The 20,324-nt window shown below is 69.8% G+C and carries 16 protein-coding genes and 2 pseudogenes; 10 read left to right on the forward strand and 8 right to left on the reverse strand.

Features of this window, described 5'->3' with window-relative positions:
* Positions 1 to 7 precede the first annotated feature (7 nt).
* Positions 8 to 1,150 carry a Gfo/Idh/MocA family protein gene (locus ABD830_RS13840; RefSeq protein ID WP_344987678.1) on the forward strand — a complete coding sequence of 381 codons (1,143 nt, stop codon included), beginning with the start codon at positions 8 to 10 and terminating at the stop codon, positions 1,148 to 1,150.
* On the forward strand, positions 1,147 to 2,250 hold the full coding sequence (locus ABD830_RS13845; protein WP_344987147.1) for a zinc-binding dehydrogenase: 1,104 nt from the start codon (positions 1,147 to 1,149) through the stop codon (positions 2,248 to 2,250). The genes ABD830_RS13840 and ABD830_RS13845 overlap by 4 nt, the downstream gene beginning before the upstream one ends.
* 9 nt (positions 2,251 to 2,259) lie before the next feature.
* On the opposite strand, the pseudogene ABD830_RS54165 reads toward ABD830_RS13845, so the two are convergent.
* The 3 genes and pseudogenes from ABD830_RS54165 to ABD830_RS13855 form a co-directional block, all read right to left on the reverse strand.
* Positions 2,260 to 3,504: pseudogene (locus ABD830_RS54165) on the reverse strand (MGH1-like glycoside hydrolase domain-containing protein); the annotation flags it as partial.
* The gene (locus ABD830_RS13850) at positions 3,435 to 4,220 is read right to left on the reverse strand and encodes a sugar phosphate isomerase/epimerase family protein (RefSeq protein ID WP_344987149.1); all 786 of its coding nucleotides are present in this window, start codon (positions 4,218 to 4,220) and stop codon (positions 3,435 to 3,437) included. The gene ABD830_RS13850 and the pseudogene ABD830_RS54165, both read right to left, overlap by 70 nt.
* 2 nt (positions 4,221 to 4,222) lie before the next feature.
* Complete coding sequence (locus ABD830_RS13855; protein WP_344987150.1) at positions 4,223 to 5,251, reverse strand: zinc-dependent alcohol dehydrogenase; 1,029 nt, start codon at positions 5,249 to 5,251, stop codon at positions 4,223 to 4,225.
* A gap of 377 nt (positions 5,252 to 5,628) precedes the next feature.
* Here ABD830_RS13855 and ABD830_RS13860 point away from each other — a divergent pair, with 377 nt between their 5' ends.
* The 4 genes from ABD830_RS13860 to ABD830_RS13875 are packed head-to-tail and all read left to right on the forward strand — an operon-like array spanning position 5,629 to position 10,014.
* Positions 5,629 to 6,999 carry an ABC transporter substrate-binding protein gene (locus ABD830_RS13860; protein ID WP_344987151.1) on the forward strand — a complete coding sequence of 457 codons (1,371 nt, stop codon included), beginning with the start codon at positions 5,629 to 5,631 and terminating at the stop codon, positions 6,997 to 6,999.
* Positions 6,996 to 8,000 carry a carbohydrate ABC transporter permease gene (locus tag ABD830_RS13865; RefSeq protein ID WP_344987152.1) on the forward strand — a complete coding sequence of 335 codons (1,005 nt, stop codon included), beginning with the start codon at positions 6,996 to 6,998 and terminating at the stop codon, positions 7,998 to 8,000. The genes ABD830_RS13860 and ABD830_RS13865 overlap by 4 nt, the downstream gene beginning before the upstream one ends.
* Positions 8,001 to 8,007: 7 nt before the next feature.
* Positions 8,008 to 8,853, forward strand: a complete 846-nt coding sequence (locus ABD830_RS13870; RefSeq protein ID WP_344987153.1) for a carbohydrate ABC transporter permease — start codon at positions 8,008 to 8,010, stop codon at positions 8,851 to 8,853.
* 3 nt (positions 8,854 to 8,856) lie between these two features.
* A complete protein-coding gene (locus tag ABD830_RS13875; RefSeq protein WP_344987154.1) occupies positions 8,857 to 10,014 on the forward strand; it encodes an ROK family transcriptional regulator in 1,158 nt (385 codons plus the stop codon).
* Positions 10,015 to 10,018: 4 nt separating this feature from the next.
* Here the strand turns inward: ABD830_RS13875 and ABD830_RS13880 are convergent, their stop codons facing one another.
* Positions 10,019 to 10,765, reverse strand: a complete 747-nt coding sequence (locus tag ABD830_RS13880; protein WP_344987155.1) for a helical backbone metal receptor — start codon at positions 10,763 to 10,765, stop codon at positions 10,019 to 10,021.
* A gap of 51 nt (positions 10,766 to 10,816) precedes the next feature.
* Between ABD830_RS13880 and ABD830_RS54170 the strand changes: the two are divergent.
* Positions 10,817 to 11,080, forward strand: a pseudogene (locus ABD830_RS54170) (LLM class flavin-dependent oxidoreductase); the annotation flags it as partial.
* Between the two features lie 49 nt (positions 11,081 to 11,129).
* Positions 11,130 to 11,411: a hypothetical protein gene (locus tag ABD830_RS13885; protein WP_344987156.1), complete on the forward strand. Its 282-nt coding sequence runs from the start codon at positions 11,130 to 11,132 to the stop codon at positions 11,409 to 11,411.
* Here ABD830_RS13885 and tpx read toward each other — a convergent pair.
* Both tpx and icmF read right to left on the reverse strand, forming a co-directional pair.
* Entirely contained in the window at positions 11,404 to 11,904 is a 501-nt protein-coding gene (gene tpx / locus ABD830_RS13890; RefSeq protein ID WP_344987157.1) for a thiol peroxidase, read from the reverse strand. The two genes, ABD830_RS13885 and tpx, sit on opposite strands and share 8 nt — an antisense overlap.
* Positions 11,905 to 11,985: 81 nt before the next feature.
* On the reverse strand, positions 11,986 to 15,177 hold the full coding sequence (gene icmF, locus ABD830_RS13895) for a fused isobutyryl-CoA mutase/GTPase IcmF (RefSeq protein WP_344987158.1): 3,192 nt from the start codon (positions 15,175 to 15,177) through the stop codon (positions 11,986 to 11,988).
* Positions 15,178 to 15,303: 126 nt separating this feature from the next.
* Here icmF and ABD830_RS13900 point away from each other — a divergent pair, with 126 nt between their 5' ends.
* A complete protein-coding gene (locus ABD830_RS13900; protein ID WP_344987159.1) occupies positions 15,304 to 16,353 on the forward strand; it encodes a glucose 1-dehydrogenase in 1,050 nt (349 codons plus the stop codon).
* A 6-nt stretch (positions 16,354 to 16,359) separates the two neighbouring features.
* Here the strand turns inward: ABD830_RS13900 and ABD830_RS13905 are convergent, their stop codons facing one another.
* Positions 16,360 to 17,229: a CHAP domain-containing protein gene (locus tag ABD830_RS13905; protein ID WP_344987160.1), complete on the reverse strand. Its 870-nt coding sequence runs from the start codon at positions 17,227 to 17,229 to the stop codon at positions 16,360 to 16,362.
* A 181-nt stretch (positions 17,230 to 17,410) separates the two neighbouring features.
* Positions 17,411 to 18,181 (reverse strand): PP2C family protein-serine/threonine phosphatase, encoded by a 771-nt coding sequence (locus ABD830_RS13910; protein ID WP_344987162.1) that lies wholly within the window; start codon positions 18,179 to 18,181, stop codon positions 17,411 to 17,413.
* 76 nt (positions 18,182 to 18,257) lie between these two features.
* Between ABD830_RS13910 and ABD830_RS13915 the strand changes: the two genes are divergently transcribed.
* Positions 18,258 to 20,183 carry an N-6 DNA methylase gene (locus ABD830_RS13915; protein ID WP_344987163.1) on the forward strand — a complete coding sequence of 642 codons (1,926 nt, stop codon included), beginning with the start codon at positions 18,258 to 18,260 and terminating at the stop codon, positions 20,181 to 20,183.
* Positions 20,184 to 20,324: the final 141 nt, after the last annotated feature.

Genomic DNA, 20,324 nt, shown 5'->3' on the forward strand with positions numbered 1-20,324 from the left:
CGATCTCATGAGGTCACGACTTCTGCCCGATCTATACGCCTTCGAACATCTTCGTTTGGCCGCGAGTAGACGTGGCATATGCCGGAATGTGTCCCCACTAACCCGCGTCGGCATCATTGGTGCCGGAAATGTCGCCGCTCGCCACGCAGAAGTACTGTCCGGCTTCCCCGATGTCACGATCGCTGGGATCGCCGACACAGATCCCCACAGGGCCGAGGCTCTCGCCTCAAGACATGGTGCCCTCGCCTATGGCGGCCATGCCGACCTGCTCAGTGCCGGCGGTCTTGACGCCGTCTACGTCTGTGTGCCTCCTTTTGCGCACGGTAACCCGGAACACGATGTTCTGTCGTGCAATCTCCCGATTTTTGTGGAAAAACCGCTTTCTCTCGACCTCAAAACCGCAGAAATCATCGCGTCCGAAATCGAGCGGAGATCTTTGCCCTCCGCGGTCGGCCATCACTGGCGCTATCTCGACATCGTCCAGCAGGCCCGCGATCTCCTCGCCGAGCGTCCGGTACGGCTCGCCCTGGGCCACTGGCTGGACAAGGTGCCCCCGGTCGCCTGGTGGCTGAACCCGAGCATGTCCGGCGGCCAGATCGTGGAGCAGGCGGTCCACGTACTGGATCTGGCCCGGGTCCTGGTGGGCGAGGTGACGATGGTGCACGCCGTACCCGCCGACAACAAGATCGACGGCGAGGTGGACCGGGCGACGGCGGCGGTGCTGCGCTTCACCGACGGGGCGGCCGGGCTGCTGGCCACCTCCTGCCTGCTCACCCAGAAGCACCGGGTGGGGCTGGAGGTGTGCGCCGAGGGTCTGGCCCTGGAGCTCAGCGAGACCCGGCTGCTCGTGGACGGCCAGCGGGTCATCGAGGACGACGGTCTGGCGAAGACGCGGGTGGACCGTGAGTTCATCAACGCCGTGCAGGGTAGGGACGCCGACGTACGCGTGCCGTACGGTGAGGCCCTGCGGACCCACCGCCTGGCCCTGGCGCTCGCCCGGTCCGCGGCTGAAGGGAGGCCGGTGGTGCTCAGTGAGAGCGAGGGAGCGCCGTCGCCTGGACTGAGGAGCGACGGGAGCGAAGCGACCAGAGCGACGAGGGAAGGCGACGGCTCCGCGGCGACCGAGCCGCCTCACGGAGTGAGGCCATGAACGCAGTGCTCAGTATTGAGGCGCCCGGCGAGGTCAGCCTGGTGGAGGAGAAGCTGCCCGAGATCTCCGAGGGCGGGTTCATGGTGGCGACCACACACAGTGGCGTCTCAGCCGGCACCGAGCTCACCTACGTCAAGGGCACCAACCCCTACCTCGCCTCGAGCTGGGACCCGGCGCTCGGGCTGTTCAGGGACGGCGCGCCGTCGATCAGCTATCCCGTGCGCGGCATCGGCTACATGCAGGTCGGCCTGGTGGTGGAGACGCGCACGCGGGCCGTGAGCGAGGGCGCGCTGGTCGCGATGTGCTACGGGCACCGCACGGCGTACGTGGCGGACCCGATGGCCGACAGGTTCGTGGCGCTGCCGGACGACCTCGACCCGCTGCTCGGCGTCTACGTCGCCCACATGGGCCCGATCTGCGCCAACGGCCTGCTGCACGCCGCACACGACCTGCACGGCCCGGCCGTGCAGCAGCTCGGCGACGGCGTGCGCGGGCGGCGGGTCGCGGTCGTGGGCGCCGGCGTGGTCGGGCTGCTGACGGCCTGCTTCGCCATGGCGTGTGACGCGGCCGAGGTCGTGGTCGTGGACGAGACCCCGGACAGGCTCGCGATCGCCGAAGCGCTCGGCGCGAACGTCCTGGCCGCCGACAATGATCCGGCGGTGGACCTGAAGCGCCGCTGGCGGCACGGCCGCGACGACCGGGGCGCCGACGTGGTGTTCCAGTGCCGCGGCCAGCCCAGGGCGCTGGCGCTCGGGCTGAGGCTGCTCCGCCCCCAGGGCACGCTGGTGGACCTCGCCTTCTACACGCGGGGCGCGGACGAGGTGCGCCTGGGCGAGGAGTTCCACCACAACGGGCTGACGGTGCGCTGCGCCCAGATCGGCCGGGTGCCGCGCGGCCTGTCGCACGCCTGGGACAGGGAGCGGCTCTCGCACGAGACGATCAACCTGCTCAGGAGGTACGGCCCCCGGCTACGCGAGCACGTGATCACTGACCTCGTCGGATTCCCCGAGGCCCCCCAGCTCCTTGCCGATCTCGCGGCCGGACGCCGGCAGACCGTTCAGGCCGTGCTCTGCGACCACGTCGAGGATGAGGGCGGCTGACCAGCTGAAGTCGCGGCAGCCGTGGCCGCGCAGCGTGAACGGGTCGAAGTACTCCCGGAAACCGGCCTGCGAGACGGCGTTGACCATCCCGTCGGCGACCAGGCCGGCCAGGTCGGGGCGGCGCTCGGTGAGCCCCTGCCAGACGAGCCAGGTGAGGTTGATCCAGCTCGGCCCGCGCCAGTAGCGGGCCGGGTCGAAGTCGGGCCCCGACGGCGAGTAGCTGGGCAGCGCGCCGTCCTTGAGCGCGAACCGGTCGAGCGCGGTCGCGATCAGCGCGTCGGCGACCTCGCCCGGCAAGCCGGGGAGCATGAGCGGGGTCAGCCCGGCGGTGCTCTCGGAGCGGAGCAGCCGGCCGGTGCGCACGTCGCGGGCCTGGAAGAGGCCGCCGTCGAAGAGGTGCTCGACCATGGCGGCGGTCATCGCGGCCGCCTCGCGCTCGTGCGGCTCGGGGTCGAGGCCGAGCACGTCCGCGATCTTGGCCAGCGTCGCCTCCGCCACCCCGTACGCGGTGTTGAACAGCGGGCACTCGACCTGGAACTCCCCAGCCCTGCGGTAGCCGGTGTCGCGGTAGGCGCGGGCGAGCGAGACGTACCGCTCGTAGTCGCGGTCGGTGGGCCGCTCGTCGGCGCTGACCGTGGCGAGGTCCCTGCGCACGAAGCCCGCGGTGGCGGGCCGGACCGCCTGCAGCGGCAGGTCCCAGGCCGGGCTGTTGTCCATGCCCGACTCCCAGGGGTGCACGATCGAGATCAGCCCCTCGGGCGAGCGCCTGGCCGCGCGCAGGAACTCCTGCTGCGCCACGAGCCGCGGGTAGATCCGGCGCAGGAACGCGGTGTCCGGCTCGGCCAGGTGCGTCTTCCACGCGGCCAGCGCGTGGACCGGCGGCTGGATGATGCCGGAGGTCGCGGTCCCGGAGGGAGCACGTGACTCCCAGAACTCCGGCCCCGGGAAGTAGGCGCCCTCCGGCACCTCGGGGTTGAACACGATGTGCGGCACTCTGCCGTCGCGCCACTGCGCGCCGAACAGGGAGAGCAGCTCCACCCTGGCCCGCCGCGGCGACCACCGGGCGTTTCCGATCGCGACGAAGGCGGAGTCCCAGCTCCACTGGTGCGGGTACAGCCGGCGCGAGGGGACCGTGTAGCTGCCGTCCCAGTTCGCCACCAGGACACGCACAGCGTCGCGCAGGATCATAGGTATTTCCTTACGAAGGCTGCGGTCTGGGGAAGGACGATCTCGGGCTCGCCCCGCAGGCGGCATTCCAGGGCGAGGTAGCCGTCGTAGCCGACGGCGTCCAGCGTGGCCAGCTGCGCGCCCCAGTCGAGGTGACCGGTGCCCGGCTGGTTCCTGTTGGACTCGCTGATCTGCATGTGCGCGAGGTAGGGGGCGGCCTCGGCCAGCGAGCGGCAGGGGTCGTCCTCCTCGATGTTCATGTGGTACGTGTCGCCGACGACCCTGATCGAGTCCATGGAGCAGTACGAGACGGCCTCGGCCAGCGAGTTGACCATGTGGTTCTCGTACCGGTTGAGCGGCTCGAGCATGATCAGCACGCCGTTGCGCTGCGCGTGCTCGCCGAGGACGCCCAGCGCCTCGGTCAGCACCTCGCGGTCCTCCTCGGGGCTGCGCGGCGGCTCGAACGGGGGGAGCCGGCGCGAGAACTGGCCCCAGGAGGCGGGCGTCATGACGCCGATGCCGCCCAGCTCGCCGATCACCGTGAGCTGCGACCTGAGCTGCTGGATGGCGTCCTTGCGCTTGGCCGCGTCGAAGTCGCCGATGAAGTGCGGCATGTCCACGCAGACCGTCGGCATGACCACGCCGTCGGCCTTGGCCCGCTTGAGCTCGGTCAGGCGGCCGGCGAAGTGGAAATCGCCCTTGCCGCGCAGCTCGATGGCGTCGAAGCCGGCATCGACCGCGAACGCGAACTTCTCCTGCAGCGTGCGGCCGGGCAGAAGCTGCTCCTGTACGGCGAGCTTCACTGTCACTCCTCGAAGGTGAAGACGAGCTGGAGCACCTCGGACTGGTGCTTGTCGATCAGGTCGAAGGCCTCGGCGGCCCTCTCGACGGGGACGACGTGGCTGATCAGCTCGCCGGCCTCGACCTGGCCCTCGTGCACGAGAGCCATGAACGTACGCTGCAGGCGCTCGACGTCCCACCGGTGCGCCAGCCACGAGGCCACGCCGCCGATCTGGGAGGAGACGAGCTGCACCTGGTTGTGGTGGAACTCCTCGCCCAGCCGCAGCCCGATGCCGTCGCCCTGGTAGAACCCGGCGGCGACGACCCGGCCGCCCTTGCGCACGGTCCTGATGGCCTCGTGCAGGCCCTGGTGGGTGCCGCTCAGCTCGATGACCGTGTCCGCGCCCTCGATGCGCTTGCGCGTGTACTCGGCCACGGAGCCCGCGCGCACGTCGATCACCTCGGCCGCGCCGAACTTCCTGGCCAGCTCCAGCCGGTCGGGGATCGCGTCGGCCGCGAGCACCCTGGCGCCGCTCAGCACGGCCAGCCGGGTGGCGAGCAGTCCGATGACGCCCTGGCCGAAGATCGCGATCTGGTCGCCGAGGTGCACGTCGGCGGCGTGCACGGCGTTGAGCGCGATGGCGCCGACGCGGGCGAACACCCCGGTCAGCGGGTCGGCGCCGGGCGGCATGACGTGGCCGACGAGCTTCTCCGCCGGGACGACGGCCTCGGCGCGGTGGCCCCAGATGCCCCACACGATGCTGCCGACGGGGGGATCCGCGACGTCGGGCGCGGCCTCCACCACCTCGCCGACCTCCTGGTAGCCCCAGCCGGTCAGCGGGTAGGCGTGCGTCTGGCCGTCGACGAAGAGCCGGCGCTCGGTGTCCCAGTGGCGGTTGAGATATGGATTTGTACCGCGATAGGCGGTGAGCTCAGTGCCCGCGGACACGCCGGAGTAGATCGTACGGACTCGTACGGAACCCGGCACCAGGTCGGCGGGCGACTCCAGGCTGACGCGGACACGGCCTGGCTCTTCAAAGGTGATGACGCGCATGCCCCACACTTACGCTTAATGATCAAACAAAAGACAAAGATTTAGTGCTTGTTTGCATACGATAGTTGCGCTGGTAACACTCTTAAGTCTACGACTTCTGCCAGTTAACGCCGATGAAATTGGGGTTTTCGCCAGCGTGTCTTCCGGAACGCGACCTTATCGGCAAAGGGGACTTAGCCCCACACCTGGGATTTCTAGGGCATGAGGCTACCTTCGGATGACCGAAATCACACGAACGTAGATCTTTTGCGGTAGAAGATCCGGTTCTGTACTCCTAGGCACGGAGTGAGTACAGACCGGTCTCGTATCGACTACCGCACGTTGCCGGGATCACGGCGAGGGTAAGGGCGGCATATCCCCTACCGGAGGTGCGTGCCATGCCGAAGAAGGTAACCGCCGTCCTCTCCGTCGCACTGCTGGCAGCCGCTTCGCTGGCGGCATGCGGCGACGACGGTGGCGAGCCGTCCGCGAGCAACCAGATCACCGTCTGGACCGAGGAGAACCTCAACGACCGGATGGGTGTACAGAACCAGATCGTCGCCGAGTTCACCAAGAAGACCGGGATCAAGGTCAAGCTGGTCGGCGTGGCCGAGGACCAGTTCAGCCAGACCATGACGGCCGCCGCCGCGGCGGGGGACCTGCCGGACGTGATCGGCGCGCTGCCGCTGGCGGCCGTGCGCGAGCTGGAGGCCAACGACCTGCTCGACACCGAGACGCCGGGCAAGGTCGCCGATCAGCTCGGCCGGGACTCGTTCTCGCCGCGGGCCCTGGAGCTCGACAGCTCGGGGGGCAAGCTGCTCGCGGTGCCCAGTGACGGGTGGGCGCAGCTCATCCTCTACCGCAAGGACCTGTTCGAGAAGGCGGGGCTGCAGCCGCCCGACACGTACGAACGGCTCGAGGCGGCGGCCGCCAAGCTCAACACGGGCGGGGTCGCGGGCATCACGCTGGCGATCGCGCCCAAGGACTCGTTCACCGCGCAGAGCTTCGAGCACGTCGCGCTGGCGAACGGCTGCCAGCTGGTCGACAATTCCGGAAATGTCGCCCTTGACTCACCACAGTGCGTGAGGGCGTTCGACTTCTACGCGAAGCTGGCGAAGAACTACTCCGTCAAGGGCAAGCAGGACGTCGACTCCACCAGGGCCACCTACTTCTCGGGCAAGGCGGCCATGACGATCTGGTCGTCGTTCATCCTCGACGAGCTGGCCGGCCTGCGTAAGGACGCGCTGCCGAGTTGCCAGGAGTGCCGCGCCGATCCCAAGTGGCTGGCCAAGAACACAGGCGTGGTCACGGCGCTGAAGGGGCCCGACGGGAGCGCGCCCGCGCAGTACGGCGAGATCGTCTCGTGGGCGATCACCCGTGACGCCGCCAAGGACTCCGCCGCCAAGTTCGTGGCCTTCATGATGAACGAGGGATACGAGCGCTGGATCGGCATGGCGCCGGAGGGCAAGTTCCCGACCCGCAAGGGCTTCGAGGACAAGTGGAACAAGCTGCCCGCCGGTGTCGACTCCAAGAAGCCGCTGGCCGACATCTACCCGGCCGACGTGCTCGACGCCCTGCGCAAGAGCCCTGACACGTTCGCCCGCTGGGGCATCCCGCAGGGCCAGGGCAAGCTGGTCGGCGCCATCATGGGCGAACTACCCGTGCCCAAGGCGCTGAGCGCGGTCGTGGACGGCTCGCTGACCCCGCAGGCCGCCGCCACGCAGGCCAAGACGGACGTGGAGACCATCAAGCGCGGGATCCGCCAATGAGGCAGGGCACCTTGCGGCAGCAGGAGGGGCGGGCGGGGCTCGCGCTCATCTCGCCGACGCTGATCATCACGCTGGTCGTGGTGGTGCTGCCGTTGGTGTGGGCGATCATGCTGGCGTTCCAGGACGTGCGGCTGATCAACATCCGCCGGGCGGGCATCTTCGGCCACTACACGCTGGAGAACTTCTCGTACGTCGTCTCCGAGCCCGGCTTCTGGTCCTCCCTGGTCAACACGCTCATCTACACCGTCGCGGGAACGGCCCTGTCGATCGCGATCGGGCTGGTGGCGGCGCTGGCCCTCCGGGACAGGTTCAAGGGCCGGACCCTGGTCAGGGCCTCGATCCTGATCCCGTACGTGGCGCCGGTCGTGGCCGTGGCGTTCCTGTGGGAGACGATGCTCAACCCCCAGTACGGCATCGTCAACACCTGGCTCCACGAGCCCATCGCGTTCCTCACCCAGGCGAAGGGCGAGTTCCTCGGCGTGCAGGTGCCGGTGGCGCTGTTCACGGTGATCGCGTTCGAGGCGTGGCGGTATTTCCCGTTCGCGTTCCTGTTCATCCTGGCCAGGCTGCAGGCGCTGCCCGCCGAGCTGGACGAGGCGGCGGTGGTGGACGGCGCCACGCCCACCCAGCGGTTCCGGTACGTGATCATGCCGCAGCTCTGGCGGATCATCGCGCTGCTGTCGGTGCTGCGGTTCGTGTTCACGTTCACCAAGTTCGACGACGTCTACCTGCTGACCGGCGGCGGGGCCGGGACCGAGGTGGTCAGCGTGCGGGTCTACAACTTCCTGACCGCACGCGACGACATCGGCGCCTCGGCCGCGCAGGCGATCGTGCTGGCGGTCTTCCTGGTCGTGTTCCTGGCCATCTACCTGCGGTTCTTCGGTGGGGGTGAAAATGAGCAGGAGCGAACCCGACGCAGTGAGCGGAGTGGAGGGCCAACACGTGCTGATGGCGCGCCTTCGGCACGACAGGCACTCCGCGGAGCGAATGAGGAGCGGTGAGCGACCAATGAGCAGAGATAGGTTCGAGCGCTGGCTCTTCCGGGTCCTCAAACCGCTGGTCATCGTGGTGCTCTTCCTGATGACCGCGTTCCCGTTCTTCTACATGGTGATGCTGTCCGTACGCGACATCCAGGAGCTCATCCTGGACCCCGGCTCGCTCTGGCCGCGCAGCTTCACCCTGAGCACGTACGTGGACGTGCTGACCAAGCAGGGCTTCCTGAGCTTCCTCGGGAACAGCGCGATCGTGGCGCTCTCCTCGGTGGCGTTCACGCTGCTGATCTCGATCCCGGGCGCGTACGCGGTCGCGCGGCTGCGCTTCTTCGGGCGGCGGCAGGTGCACTTCCTCTTCCTGGCGGTGTACCTGTTTCCGGCGATCGTGCTGGCCATCCCGCTGTTCGTGCTGTTCACGATGCTGGGGCTACGGGGATCCCTTTTCGGGCTGATCGCCGTGTATATCGCGCAAACCGTCCCGGTCACGGTATACATGCTCCGCAACTACTTCGAGACCGTGCCGCAGAGCGTGGAGGAAGCGGCCGCGATCGACGGGTGCACAAGGCTGTCGACCATCTGGCGCGTGGTGCTGCCGCTCTCCAAGCCCGCGCTGATGGCCACCGGCCTCTACGCCTTCATGATCGCGTGGAACGAGTTCCTGTTCGCCCTGCTCTTTCTCGTGGACAGGCGCGAGAGATGGACGGTCTCGCTGGGGCTCTCTCAGCTGGCGGGCAGCATCGAGATCCCCACGACGGTCCTGATGGCAGGATCGGTGGTGCTGACGCTGCCCATCGTGATCGTGTTCTTCGCCAGTGAACGCCTGCTGACGGAGGGCCTCACCGCAGGAGCAGAGAAGGGATAGACCATGCTGACGGCAGGGCAGATCCTCCAGCTCATCCGCAATGGCGCCTGCCGTACACGCAAGGAACTCATCGAGTACACCGGGCTGTCCCGATCGACGATCACCGACCGGGTCGACCGGCTCATCGACGCCGGATACATCCACGAGTCCGGCGTCGGCGCCTCCGGGGGCGGGCGACCGCCCTCGGTGCTCGCCGTGGACGCCGCCAGACGGCTGCTGCTGGTGGCCGACCTGGGGGCCACCCATGCCAGGGTCGCGCTCACCGATCTGGCCGCGAGGCCCCTGGCCGAGGAGAGCACCGAGATGCGCATCGAGCTCGGGCCCGAGGCCGTCCTGTCGTGGGTGCGCCAGGCGTTCCAGCGGATGCTCGACAGGACCGGGCGGCCGGCGGGCGAGGTGTGCGGCATCGGGCTCGACGTGCCCGGCTCGGTGGACCACACCACCGGGCGGGTGATCAGGTCGTTCCTCATGCCGGGATGGGACGACTATCCGCTGGGCGGGGTCATCGGCGAGACGTACGACGTGCCCATCCTGGTCGAGAACGACGCGAACGCCATGGCGCTGGGCGAGTGGTGGTCGTCGTGGCGGGACACGGACTCGCTGATCCTCATCAAGGTGTCGACCGGCATCGGCACCGGCATCGTTCTCGACGGGCAGATCTATCGGGGAGTCGAGGACGCCGCCGGAAACATCGGGCATGTGCGGCTGCGTGAGGCCGACGACCGGGTGTGCACATGCGGCTCCCGCGGCTGCGTGGCCTCGCTGGCCAGCGGCCACGCGCTCGCCGTCGACCTGGGCCAGGAGACCAGCCGCGACGTGGTGCGCCTCGTGCAGGCGGGCGATCCCGAGGCCATCGCGCGCACCCAGGAGGCTGGCCGCACGCTGGGCATCGTGCTGGCCACGGCGGTCAGCCTGCTCAACCCTGGCGTGCTGGTGCTGGCCGGGGACATGGCGGAGACCAGGGAGCACTACCTTACGGGCATCAGGGAGATCGTCTACCGCCGCAGCCTGCCGTACACGACCAGGAACCTGGAGATCGTCCCCACCTCGCTCGGGGACCAGGCGGGGATCGTGGGGATGGCGGTGATCGTCATGGAGCACGTGCTCTCCCCCGCCTCCGTGGACGCGGCCCTGGCCGCCCGTACGGACGAGGCGATCTGAGCGGTCAGCCGAGCGCGCGCCGCAGCGCCTCGGGCGCTCCCACGAGCGAGGGGCCGTACCAGGTGAGCAGCCGCCCGCTGACCAGCGCGCAGGTGAGCCCGGGGAAGCACTCGGGGCCGTCCGTCTCCGAGAACGCGTAGGGCTCGTCCGGCATGACCACCAGGTCGGGCCGCCGCCGGACCAGCTCGGGCAGCGGGATCCTGGGGTAGCGCTCCTCGTGGCCCGCGTAGAGGTTGTCCACGCCGAGTTGCCTGAGCACGTCGCCGGTGAACGTGTCGCGCCCCACCACCATCCACGGCCGCCGCCAGATCGGGACGACCGCCGTCCTCCTCGGCCCTTCGGCGGGCGCGCGCCACGCCTCCTCCGCCGCGTCCAGCCACGCCGGGCGGTCGGTACGGCACGCCTCCCTCAACATGCGGTCCAGCGAGTCGAACGCCTCCTGAAGGGTCTCGATCCTCGTCACCCAGACCGCGATGCCCGACTCGCGCAGGGCCTGGATGTCGGCCGCGCGGTTCTCCTCGGCGTTGGCCAGGACCACGTCGGGCCTGAGCCGCCTGATCGCGTCGAGGTCGGGGTTCTTGGTGCCCCTGACCCTGGCCACGTCCAGGTCCGCCGGGTGCGAGCACCAGTCGGTCGCCCCGACCAGCGCCCTGGGGACGGTCGCGGCCACCGACTCGGTCAGCGAGGGCACCAGGGACACGATGCGCCGCACGGTGTCGGGAATCTTCACGGGCACGCCGGTGTCGTCCACATCTGCATTCAACCGAATGTCGGCGCGGCATCGGCAGAAAGGTCTGAGCCGTTGGACATCGGGCTGGCCGTTCCCCAGTTCGGCAGGTTCGCCGCGCTGTCCAGCGTGCTGCGGGTGGCGCGGGAGGCCGAGTCGATGGGGTTCGCCGGTCTGTGGGCGGGCGACCGCCTGATGACGCCGCTGCGGCCGAAGGACCGCTATCCAGGGGGCGACCTCCCGGAGGAGCACCGGGTGTTCCTCGATCCGTTCGCGGTGCTGTCGGTGGCCGCCCCGGCGACCTCGTCCGTACGGCTGGGCACGAGCGCGCTGAACGCCTGCTGGTATCCGGGCCGACGGCTGGCTGACGGCGACCCTCCCGATCCCCATGCTCGCCTCGATGTGGCGGACGGTGTGCCGGAGCGCCGAGGAGGCCGGGCGCGACCCGGCCACGCTGCGCATGGCGCTGCGCGCCAACCCCGTCATCACCGATCGGGGCGCTCCGCCGCTGAGCGGCACGGTCGCCCAGATCAGCGCCTACCTCGCCGGCGCGGCGGAGGCCGGGGTCCACGAGATCATCCTGGACCTCCAGCACACCGCCATGAGCGACCAGCACCTGCTGGACCTCGCCGGTGACTTCAGGGCCCGGCTGGGCCCGCAGGTCACTTGAGCGCGGACAGCGCGGCCTCGTAGTCGGGCTCCTGCGTGATCTCCGGCACCAGCTCGGAGTAGACCACGTTGTTGTCGCCGTCGAGCACGACCACGGCCCGCGCGGCCAGCCCCGCCAGCGGCCCCGACTCCTGCGCCACGCCGTAGTCGGCCAGGAACTCGCGGCCCCGCATGAGCGAGAGCATGGTCACGTTGTCGAGCCCCTCGGCGCCGCAGAACCGCTTCTGCGCGAAGGGCAGGTCGGCGGAGACGCAGAGCACGGCCACGTCGGGGTGCTCGGCGGCCACCTGGTTGAAGCGGCGCACGGAGGCGGCGCAGACACCGGTGTCGACGCTCGGGAAGATGTTGAGCACCTTGGTCTTCTGGCCGAAGTCAGCCAGCGACTGCTCGGCGAGGTCGCCGCCCACCAGCTTGAACGCGGGCGCGCTGTCGCCGGGCTTCGGGAAGGTGCCGCCTACGGTGATGGGGTTGCCCTTGAAAGTGACGTCGGACATGAAAGCCTCTCTGGTTAGCGATGTTCCCGCACGATGATCCTATCCGCGCCGCTCCAGGACGCCCCCATCACCCACGCGGGCTCAGACGTTGCGTCGGTACTGGCCGCCCGCCTCGAAGAGCGCATCCGTGATCTGACCGAGCGAGCAGTGCCGGGCCGCCTCCATCAGCACCTCGAACGCGTTCCCGTCCGACATCGCCACCTCGCGCAGCCGGGCGAGCTGGGCGGGGCCCTCGGAGCGGTTGCGCTCGTGGAAGGCGCGCAGCCGGTCCAGCTGGGAGCGCTTCTCCTCCTCCGTGCCCCTGGCCAGCTCCAGCTTGTGCTCCGGCGGCTGCTCGTCCCCGTTGCGGAACGTGTTCACGCCGATGATCGGCAGCGAGCCGTCGTGCTTGCGCATCTCGTACAGCATGGACTCGTCCTGGATCTTGCCGCGCTGGTAGCCGGTCTCCATCGCGCCCAGCACGCCGCCCCGGTCGGACAGCCGCTCGAACTCGGCGAGCACCGCCTCCTCCACCAGGTCCGTCAGCTCCTCGACGATGAACGAGCCCTGCAGCGGGTTCTCGTTCTTCGCCAGGCCCCATTCGCGGTTGATGATGAGCTGGATCGCCATGGCCCTGCGCACCGAGTCGGCCGACGGGGTGGTCACGGCCTCGTCGAAGGCGTTGGTGTGCAGGCTGTTGCAGTTGTCGTAGATGGCGATCAGGGCCTGGAGGGTGGTGCGGATGTCGTTGAAGTTCATCTCCTGGGCGTGCAGGGAGCGGCCCGAGGTCTGGATGTGGTACTTCAGCTTCTGCGAGCGCTCGCCGGCGCCGTACCGCTCCCTCATGGCCACCGCCCAGATGCGGCGGGCCACGCGTCCGAGCACGCTGTACTCGGGGTCCATGCCGTTGGAGAAGAAGAACGACAGGTTGGGGGCGAAGTCATCGATCTTCATGCCCCTGGCCAGGTACGCCTCCACGTACGTGAAGCCGTTGGCCAGGGTGAAGGCGAGCTGGCTGATCGGGTTGGCCCCGGCCTCGGCGATGTGGTAGCCGGAGATCGAGACCGAGTAGAAGTTGCGCACGCCGTTCCTGATGAACCACTCCTGGATGTCGGCCATCATCCTGAGCGAGAACTCGGTGGAGAAGATGCAGGTGTTCTGGCCCTGGTCCTCCTTGAGGATGTCGGCCTGGACCGTGCCCCTGACCGTGGCCAGCGTCCTCGCGCGCAGGTCGTCGGCCTCCTCGGCCGACGGCGCGCGCCCGTGCTCGGCCTGGAAGCGGTCGAGGGCCTGGTCGACGGCGGTGTTGAGGTAGAAGGCCAGGATCGTGGGCGCGGGGCCGTTGATCGTCATGGACACGGACGTGTTGGGCGCCGACAGGTCGAAGCCGTCGTAGAGCACCTTCATGTCGTCGAGCGTCGCGATGGAGACGCCCGAGGTGCCGACCTTCCCGTAGATGTCGGGCCGCAGGTCGGGGTCGTGGCCGTACAGCGTCACCGAGTCGAACGCGGTGGACAGCCTGGTCGCGGGCTGGCCCTCCGACAGCAGCTTGAAGCGCCTGTTGGTGCGGAACGGGTCGCCCTCCCCCGCGAACATCCTGGTCGGGTCCTCGTCCTCGCGCTTGAACGGGAACACCCCGGCGGTGAACGGGAACGCGCCCGGCAGGTTCTCGCCGCGCAGGAACCGCAGCAGGTCGCCGTGGTCGCTGTAGCGGGGCAGGGCCACGCGTGGGATGCGGTTGCCCGAGAGGGTCTCGCGCCAGAGCGGGGTGTGGATCTCGCGGTCGCGGACCTTCACCACCAGCTCGTCGGCGGTGTAGCGCTCCTTGACTGCCGGCCAGCCGTCGAGCAGTGCCCGGGTCTCGTCGGTGAGCTCCCGCTCCGCCTGCGCCTCCAGTTCCCCGAGCCGCGAGTCGTCCAGAAGCGCTCGCACGGCGGCGAGCTGCTGGCGGCGGCGGGCGACCTCGGCCTGGGCGAGGGTCTCCGCGTGGTACCCGCGCACGGTCTCGGCGATGTCGGCCAGGTACCGGACCCGGGCGGGCGGCACGATGGCGGCCGAGGCCTGCGAGGTGCGCCCGGACACCTCGGGCAGCAGCCCGGGCCCCGGGTCGGCCAGCAGGAGGGGCTTGAGGTGCTGGTAGAGGGCCGTGACGCCGGCGTCGTTGTAGCGGGCGGCGATGGTGCCGAAGACCGGCATGTCCTCCGGCCTGACGCCGAATGCCTCGCGGTTGCGTACGAGCTGGCGGCGCACGTCGCGCAGGGCGTCCTCCGCGCCGCGCCGCTCGTACTTGTTGATCACCACGGCCTCGGCGAAGTCCAGCATGTCGATCTTCTCGAGCTGCGAGGCCGCGCCGAACTCGGGCGTCATCACGTACACGGGCACGTCCACGTGCGGGACGATCCCGGCGTCGCCCTGGCCGATGCCGGGCGTCTCGACGATCACCAGGTCGTGGCCCGCCGCGCGGCAGGCGGTGATCACGTCGTCGAGGCAGGCGGGCACCTCGCTGACGGCGCCCCTGGTGGCCAGGGAGCGGAAGTAGGTCTGGGGGCTCAGGCTGTTCATCCTGATGCGGTCGCCGAGCAGCGCGCCGCCGCCGCGCCTGCGGGTGGGGTCGATGGCGATGATCGCGATGCGCAGCTTGTCGTCGTTGTCGACGCGGAACCTGCGTACGAGCTCGTCGGTCAGCGAGGACTTGCCCGAGCCGCCCGTTCCCGTGATGCCGAGCACGGGGGCGCGCTTCTCCGACCCGGCGGACCTGAGGCCCTCGACCAGCTCGGCCGGGGCGCGGCCCGACTCGAGGAGCGTGATCGCCCGGGCCAGCGCCGCCTGGTCGCCCGAGACCACGGCCTCCACGGACGGCGGGTCGCCCAGCTCGGCGTCGCAGTCCTCGATCAGCTTGTTGATCATGCCGGGGAGCCCGTACTTCTGGCCGTCCTCGGGCGAGAAGATGCGGGTGACGCCGCGCGAGTGCAGCAGCTCGATCTCCTCGGGGACGATCACTCCCCCGCCGCCGCCGTACACCTTGACGTGCCCGGCCCCGCGCTCGCGCAGCAGCTCCACCAGGTACGTGAAGAACTCCACGTGCCCGCCCTGGTACGAGCTGATCGCCACGCCCTGGACGTCCTCCTGGATGGCGGCGGTGACGATCTCGTCGACCGAGCGGTTGTGGCCGAGATGGATGACCTCGGCGCCCTGTGACTGGAGGATGCGCCGCATGATGTTGATCGCCGCGTCGTGGCCGTCGAACAGGGCCGCTGCGGTCACGAAGCGTACGGGATGTTCCGGGACATGCACGCCTTTTCACTCCTTCGTGAGGGCTCTCCCTCGAAGATACTAGGACGTCCTACTATTTCGACAGTATGACGTCCTGGTATTTGCCACGGTCGCCTGGGGTAGACGTGCCCCAGGGGGTGAGGCCGCATGCGCGCGCTGACGTTCGCACCGGGCAGGAAAGGGACGCTCGCCGTCGAGGAGGTGCCGGATCCCGCGCCGGGCAAGGGCCAGCTGCTCGTGCAGGGGCTGGCGCTGGGCGTCTGCGGGACCGACCGGGAACTGGCGACGGCCGACTACGGCTGGCCGCCGCCCGGCAGGGAGCGGATGGTCATCGGGCACGAATCGCTCGGCCGGGTGCTGGAGGTGCCCGAAGGGTCCGCGTACTCGCCGGGCGACCTGGTGGTGGGCGTGGTGCGCCGGCCGGACCCGGTGCCGTGCGGGGCGTGCCTGCGGGGCGAGTTCGACATGTGCCGCAACGGCCGCTACACCGAGCGCGGCATCAAGCAGCTCGACGGGTACGGCTCCGAGCGCTGGACGGTGGAGGCCGGCTACGCCGTGCGGCTGGACCGTTCGCTGGAGAGCGTCGGCATGCTGGTCGAGCCCGCCTCGGTGGTCGCCAAGGCGTGGGAGCAGATCGACCGGATCGGGTCACGGACCTGGTTCGAGCCTGGCAAGCTGCTCGTCACCGGGGCCGGGCCGATCGGGCTGCTGGCGGCGCTGATGGGGCGGCAGCGGGGGCTCGAGGTGCACGTGCTCGACCGCTCCCCCGAAGGGCTCAAGTCCCGGCTGGTGGAGGAGCTCGGGGCGACCTACCACTCGGCGACGTCGCTCAAGGCGTTCGCCACCGACAGGCCCGACATCATCATCGAGTGCACGGGGGCCGGGGCGCTCGTCATGGACGCCATGATCAGCACGGCCGCCGCGGGCATCGTCTGCCTGGCCGGCCTCGCTCCCGGCGGGCGTACGCACCGGGTGGACGCGGGGGTGATCAACCGGGACATCGTGCTGGAGAACGACGTGGTCTTCGGCACCGTGAACGCGAACCTGCGGCACTACCGGGACGCCGCCGTCGCCCTGGCCAAGGCCGACCTCGGGTGGCTGGAGCGGCTCATCACGCGCCGGGTCCCGCTGTCGCACGCCCTGGACGCCTTCGCGCCCGGCGACGACGTCAAGGTGGTCATCGACCTCACGACCTGACCGGACTCAGCTGGGATCGTAAGGCTTGCGTCTTGTGGGCGTCGGGCGCCTGGTCGCCGTGGTGGTCGAGCCCACCGGCACGCGTGTCCTGGCGGGGCGGGGCGCGGGGGTCGGGGCAGGACGCGGCTTGGCCCGCGCGCTCTCGGCGGGCGGCGTCTTTGCCCGCGCGTTCTCGGCGGGCGGCGCCTTGGCCACGGGAAAGGCCTTCACGGAGGGCGGCGCGGCGGAGGCGTGCGGGTGGGTTGGTGCGTTCCAGGGCCAGGAGAAGCGACGGTGGGTGCCGCGGCGGCGGCCGGAGAAGCGGAGGGAGAGGACGACCGTCATCAGCACCATCGCGGTCAACAGCGCGGGCGGCGTGCCTAAGAAGTCCAGAGGCGACCCCGGCTCCGAGCGCGGTGCCGGCACGAAGGGGCGTTCGCTCAGGCGGATCTCCGCCGGCTTGTCGGCAGTGGCCTTGACCAGGCGCGGTACGCCGTACCCCACGACCTTGTCGGTCTCCCTGGTCTTGCGCTTGAGCCAGACCCCGTCCACGTTCGCCTCGATGGTGTGGATCTTCGAGCCCTTGACGCTCTCCACGATCCCCACGTGGTCGATGCCCTTGTAGCTCTTGCCGCCCCGCCAGTCGAAGAAGACCAGCGCTCCGGGCTCGGGCTTCTGGGTCCACGCCCCCTGCCTCATGAACCAGGCGGCGTGGGAGGGCGTCCAGGCGAACTGGCCCACGTACTGGCTGATGCCGGCCTTGTCCGCGGCCCAGGCGATGAACATGTCGCACCACGGCGCGTCGCGGTACTGGGTGTCTTGGACGCGATCCGCGTACCACTGGCCGAACTTGGTGAACTGGCCGCTCTTCTCCTTGTAGCCGACTTCCTGCCGCACCGCCTTCAGCAGTTCGTCCGCGATCGGGTCCAGGGTGACTCCTCCCAGAAAACCGCCAAATCACGATGGACTGTAGTAGCGCCATCGCGGATTTGCGCGATTCACTCGGAAAGTATCGCGGTATGAGCCGAAATTTCGGGTTTGTGACTGGTGAGGCTCCTGAGGTTGCCTACTATCCCTGTTAGGAGCCGGCGCCGACCCGGTAGACCGACGCCTCGCCCGCACCCGGTGCGACGACGTCGGCCACGATCACGGTCACGTTGTCGGGCGAGCCGCCCTCGTTCGCCAGATCGATCAACCTCTGGACGGCCGCGCCCGGGTCTGCCACGGTGGTCAGGACCTCGTGCAGGACCTCGGGACCGAGCACGGTCGTGAGACCGTCGGAGCAGAGGAGGTAGCGGTCATCAGGCTCGGCTTCGCGCAGCGCCATGTCCGGCTCGGCCCTGCCCTCGCTGCCCAGCACGCGCAGCACCATCGAGCGGCGGGGGTGCACGGCGGCTTGATCCTCCGTAATGCGCCCTTCGTCCACCATCGACTGCACAAGTGTGTGATCCTTGGTCATCTGGTAAAGAGCACCGTCGCGAAGCAGATATCCGCGGGAGTCACCGAGATGAGCCAGGGCGAACCGGTAGCCGTCCCACAGCATGGCGGTCACCGTGGTCCCCATCCCCCTGCGCGCGGGGTCGATGTCGGCCAGCTCGACCAGCCGGCGCGCCGCCTCGTGCACCGCGCCCTCCAGCGCCGCCTCGAGGTCCGCGCCCGTCTCGGGAAGCGTGGCATCCAGCTCTCGCATGACGGCGATCGCCGCAGAGCTCGCCAGCTCGCCCGCGGCGTGTCCGCCCATCCCGTCAGCCACCACGAGCAACCGGCCACTCGCGTAGCCCGAATCCTCGTTCTGCTCCCGGCGGCGGCCCACGTCTGATCCGGCGGCATAGCGGATGTTGTGCTTCATACCTTGCAGTAAATCATTGGTTGAAAGACTTCACAAGCAGATGCGCTGAAGACTCTTGTGAACTACTGTGGGCTCCATGAGCCACGACCCGACCGTCAACGCCGGGGACATCGCCCGGCTCGCAGGCGTCGGGCGTGCCGCGGTGAGCAACTGGCGCCGTCGCCACGACGACTTTCCCGATCCCATCGGCGGCACGGCCAACCAGCCGCTCTTCTCGCTGCGACAGGTCGAGTCCTGGCTGCGTCGCTATGGGAAGTCCTACCAGGTCTCCCTGGGAGATCGGGTGTGGCAGCGCATGAAAGCCGCAGGCGATCTGCGCCTCGGCGAGCTGGTGGCCCGGGCAGGAGCCCTGCTGACCAGCCAGGCGACCGCCCTGAGCAGCGCTCCGACCGGCGCCGACGCGCGACCGGACAGTGCGGGCGCCCCGGGCGTGGCGCGGGCCGGTGGCGAGGGCGAGCCGGGCGAAGGCGTGCGGGCGGCCGGGCCGGGTCCGGAAGGTCTGGAGCCGGAGCTGGCGGAGCTCGTGCTGGAGCTGGCCGCGCAGCATGGCGCGCTGACGGCGTACGAGTTCCTGTGCGAGCGCTATCTCGAGGCGCACTCGCGGCAGCTCTCCGTGACCCGCGAGGACGTGGCCGCGCTCATGGTCAGGCTCGTACGCACGGACGGCGCCACGATCCTCGACCCCGCCTGCGGCGTCGGCACGCTGCTCCTCTCCCCCACCGGAGCGCCCGTCAGGAGGGAGCCCGGCGAGCCGGGCACGGTCAGGGTGCTCGGACAGGAGCTCAGCGAGACCTCGGCGGGCATCACCGCCTCCAGGCTCCGGCTGCGCGGCGTCGAGGCCCGCGTCGTGTCCGGCGACTCGATGCGCCACGACGCGTTCCCCGGCGAGAAGGCCGACGCCGTGGTGTGCGATCCGCCGTTCAACGAGCGGGCCTGGGGCTACGAGGAGCTGACCGGCGACCCGCGCTGGGAGTACGGCCTGCCGCCGCGCGGCGAGCCGGAGCTGGCCTGGGTGCAGCACTGCCTCACCCACGTCAGGCCGCGCGGCCTGGTCGCCATCCTCATGCCGCCGGCCGCGGCCAGCCGCAAGGCGGGCCGCCGCATCCGCGCCAACCTCCTGCGCGCGGGCGCCCTGCGTGCCGTCATCGCGCTGCCGGGCTCGGACCTCTGGCTGCTGCGCCGCCCGGCGGCCGGCGAGCGCCCGCCGTCCGACGTGCTCATCCTCGACGCCACGGACGATCTCGGGAGCGTCGAGCCGGCCTGGCAGGCGTATCTGGAGGACCGTTCCGACCAGACCGTACGCATCATCGACCTGCTGGCCGACGAGGTCGACATGACCCCCGCCCGCCACCAGCGGCGCGACGACGTCGGCAAGGCGTACGCCGAGGCCCGCGACCGCTTCCTGGCCGCCGCCGCGGCGCCGCCCGACCTGAAGGTGCTGGAGCAGCCGCTCGGCCAGCCCGCCACCACGCTGGGCGACCTCATCAAGGAGGGCCTGGTGACCACGTCGCAGGCGCCGCCCAAGATGGCCGCCGACGGCGGTGACGTGCCGGTGCTCACCACCGACGACGTGCTCAACGGCACCCAGCCGTCCGGCTTCACCACGATGCAGCAGGGCCTGGTCCCGATCCGCCCGGGTGACGTGGTGGCCTCCTACTCCAGCGTGCGGGTGATGGCCGACGGAGGCGCGATGCTCGGCCCCCACCTGACCCTCTACCGGGTGGACGAGCGCAGGCTCGACCCCGATTTCCTGGCCGGCTTCCTGCGGGCCGCGGGCGGCCGGGTGACCACCGGCTCCAGCAGGTTCGACGTGCGCCGCACCCGGCTGCCGCGCCTGTCGCTGAAGGAGCAGAAGGCGTACGGCGAGGCCTTCCGGCAGCTCGCCGTGCTGGAGGACGCCATCCGCGAGACCTCGACGCTGGGACAGACACTGATCAGACTGGGCCTTGACGGCCTCGCCGACGGCCATCTGCACCCGCCTGCTCATGGCCTCACTCCGTGAGGCGGGCTCGGTCGTTGGGGAGCCGTCGCTGTGTTGAGGGCCTCTGCTCCGCAGAGGCGCGCTCGGTCGCTGAGAGCCGCCGCCTTCCCTCGTCACTCCGGTCGCTACGCTCCCTGCGTTCCTCAGTCCAGGCGACGGCGC

The sequence above is a fragment of the Nonomuraea helvata genome, from assembly GCF_039535785.1.
Classification (GTDB): Bacteria; Actinomycetota; Actinomycetes; order Streptosporangiales; family Streptosporangiaceae; genus Nonomuraea; species Nonomuraea helvata.

Bases quoted from the DNA above. Each gene is read 5' to 3' on its own strand.
- tpx (WP_344987157.1), bottom strand. From the start codon at position 11,904: ATGTCCGACGTCACTTTCAAGGGCAACCCCATCACCGTAGGCGGCACC.
- ABD830_RS13840 (WP_344987678.1), top strand. From the start codon at position 8: ATGAGGTCACGACTTCTGCCCGATCTATACGCCTTCGAACATCTTCGT.
- ABD830_RS13865 (WP_344987152.1), top strand. From the start codon at position 6,996: ATGAGGCAGGGCACCTTGCGGCAGCAGGAGGGGCGGGCGGGGCTCGCG.
- ABD830_RS13900 (WP_344987159.1), top strand. From the start codon at position 15,304: ATGCGCGCGCTGACGTTCGCACCGGGCAGGAAAGGGACGCTCGCCGTC.
- ABD830_RS13910 (WP_344987162.1), bottom strand. From the start codon at position 18,181: ATGAAGCACAACATCCGCTATGCCGCCGGATCAGACGTGGGCCGCCGC.
- ABD830_RS13860 (WP_344987151.1), top strand. From the start codon at position 5,629: ATGCCGAAGAAGGTAACCGCCGTCCTCTCCGTCGCACTGCTGGCAGCC.
- ABD830_RS13885 (WP_344987156.1), top strand. From the start codon at position 11,130: ATGCTCGCCTCGATGTGGCGGACGGTGTGCCGGAGCGCCGAGGAGGCC.
- ABD830_RS13855 (WP_344987150.1), bottom strand. From the start codon at position 5,251: ATGCGCGTCATCACCTTTGAAGAGCCAGGCCGTGTCCGCGTCAGCCTG.
- ABD830_RS13845 (WP_344987147.1), top strand. From the start codon at position 1,147: ATGAACGCAGTGCTCAGTATTGAGGCGCCCGGCGAGGTCAGCCTGGTG.
- ABD830_RS13915 (WP_344987163.1), top strand. From the start codon at position 18,258: ATGAGCCACGACCCGACCGTCAACGCCGGGGACATCGCCCGGCTCGCA.
- ABD830_RS13875 (WP_344987154.1), top strand. From the start codon at position 8,857: ATGCTGACGGCAGGGCAGATCCTCCAGCTCATCCGCAATGGCGCCTGC.
- ABD830_RS13870 (WP_344987153.1), top strand. From the start codon at position 8,008: ATGAGCAGAGATAGGTTCGAGCGCTGGCTCTTCCGGGTCCTCAAACCG.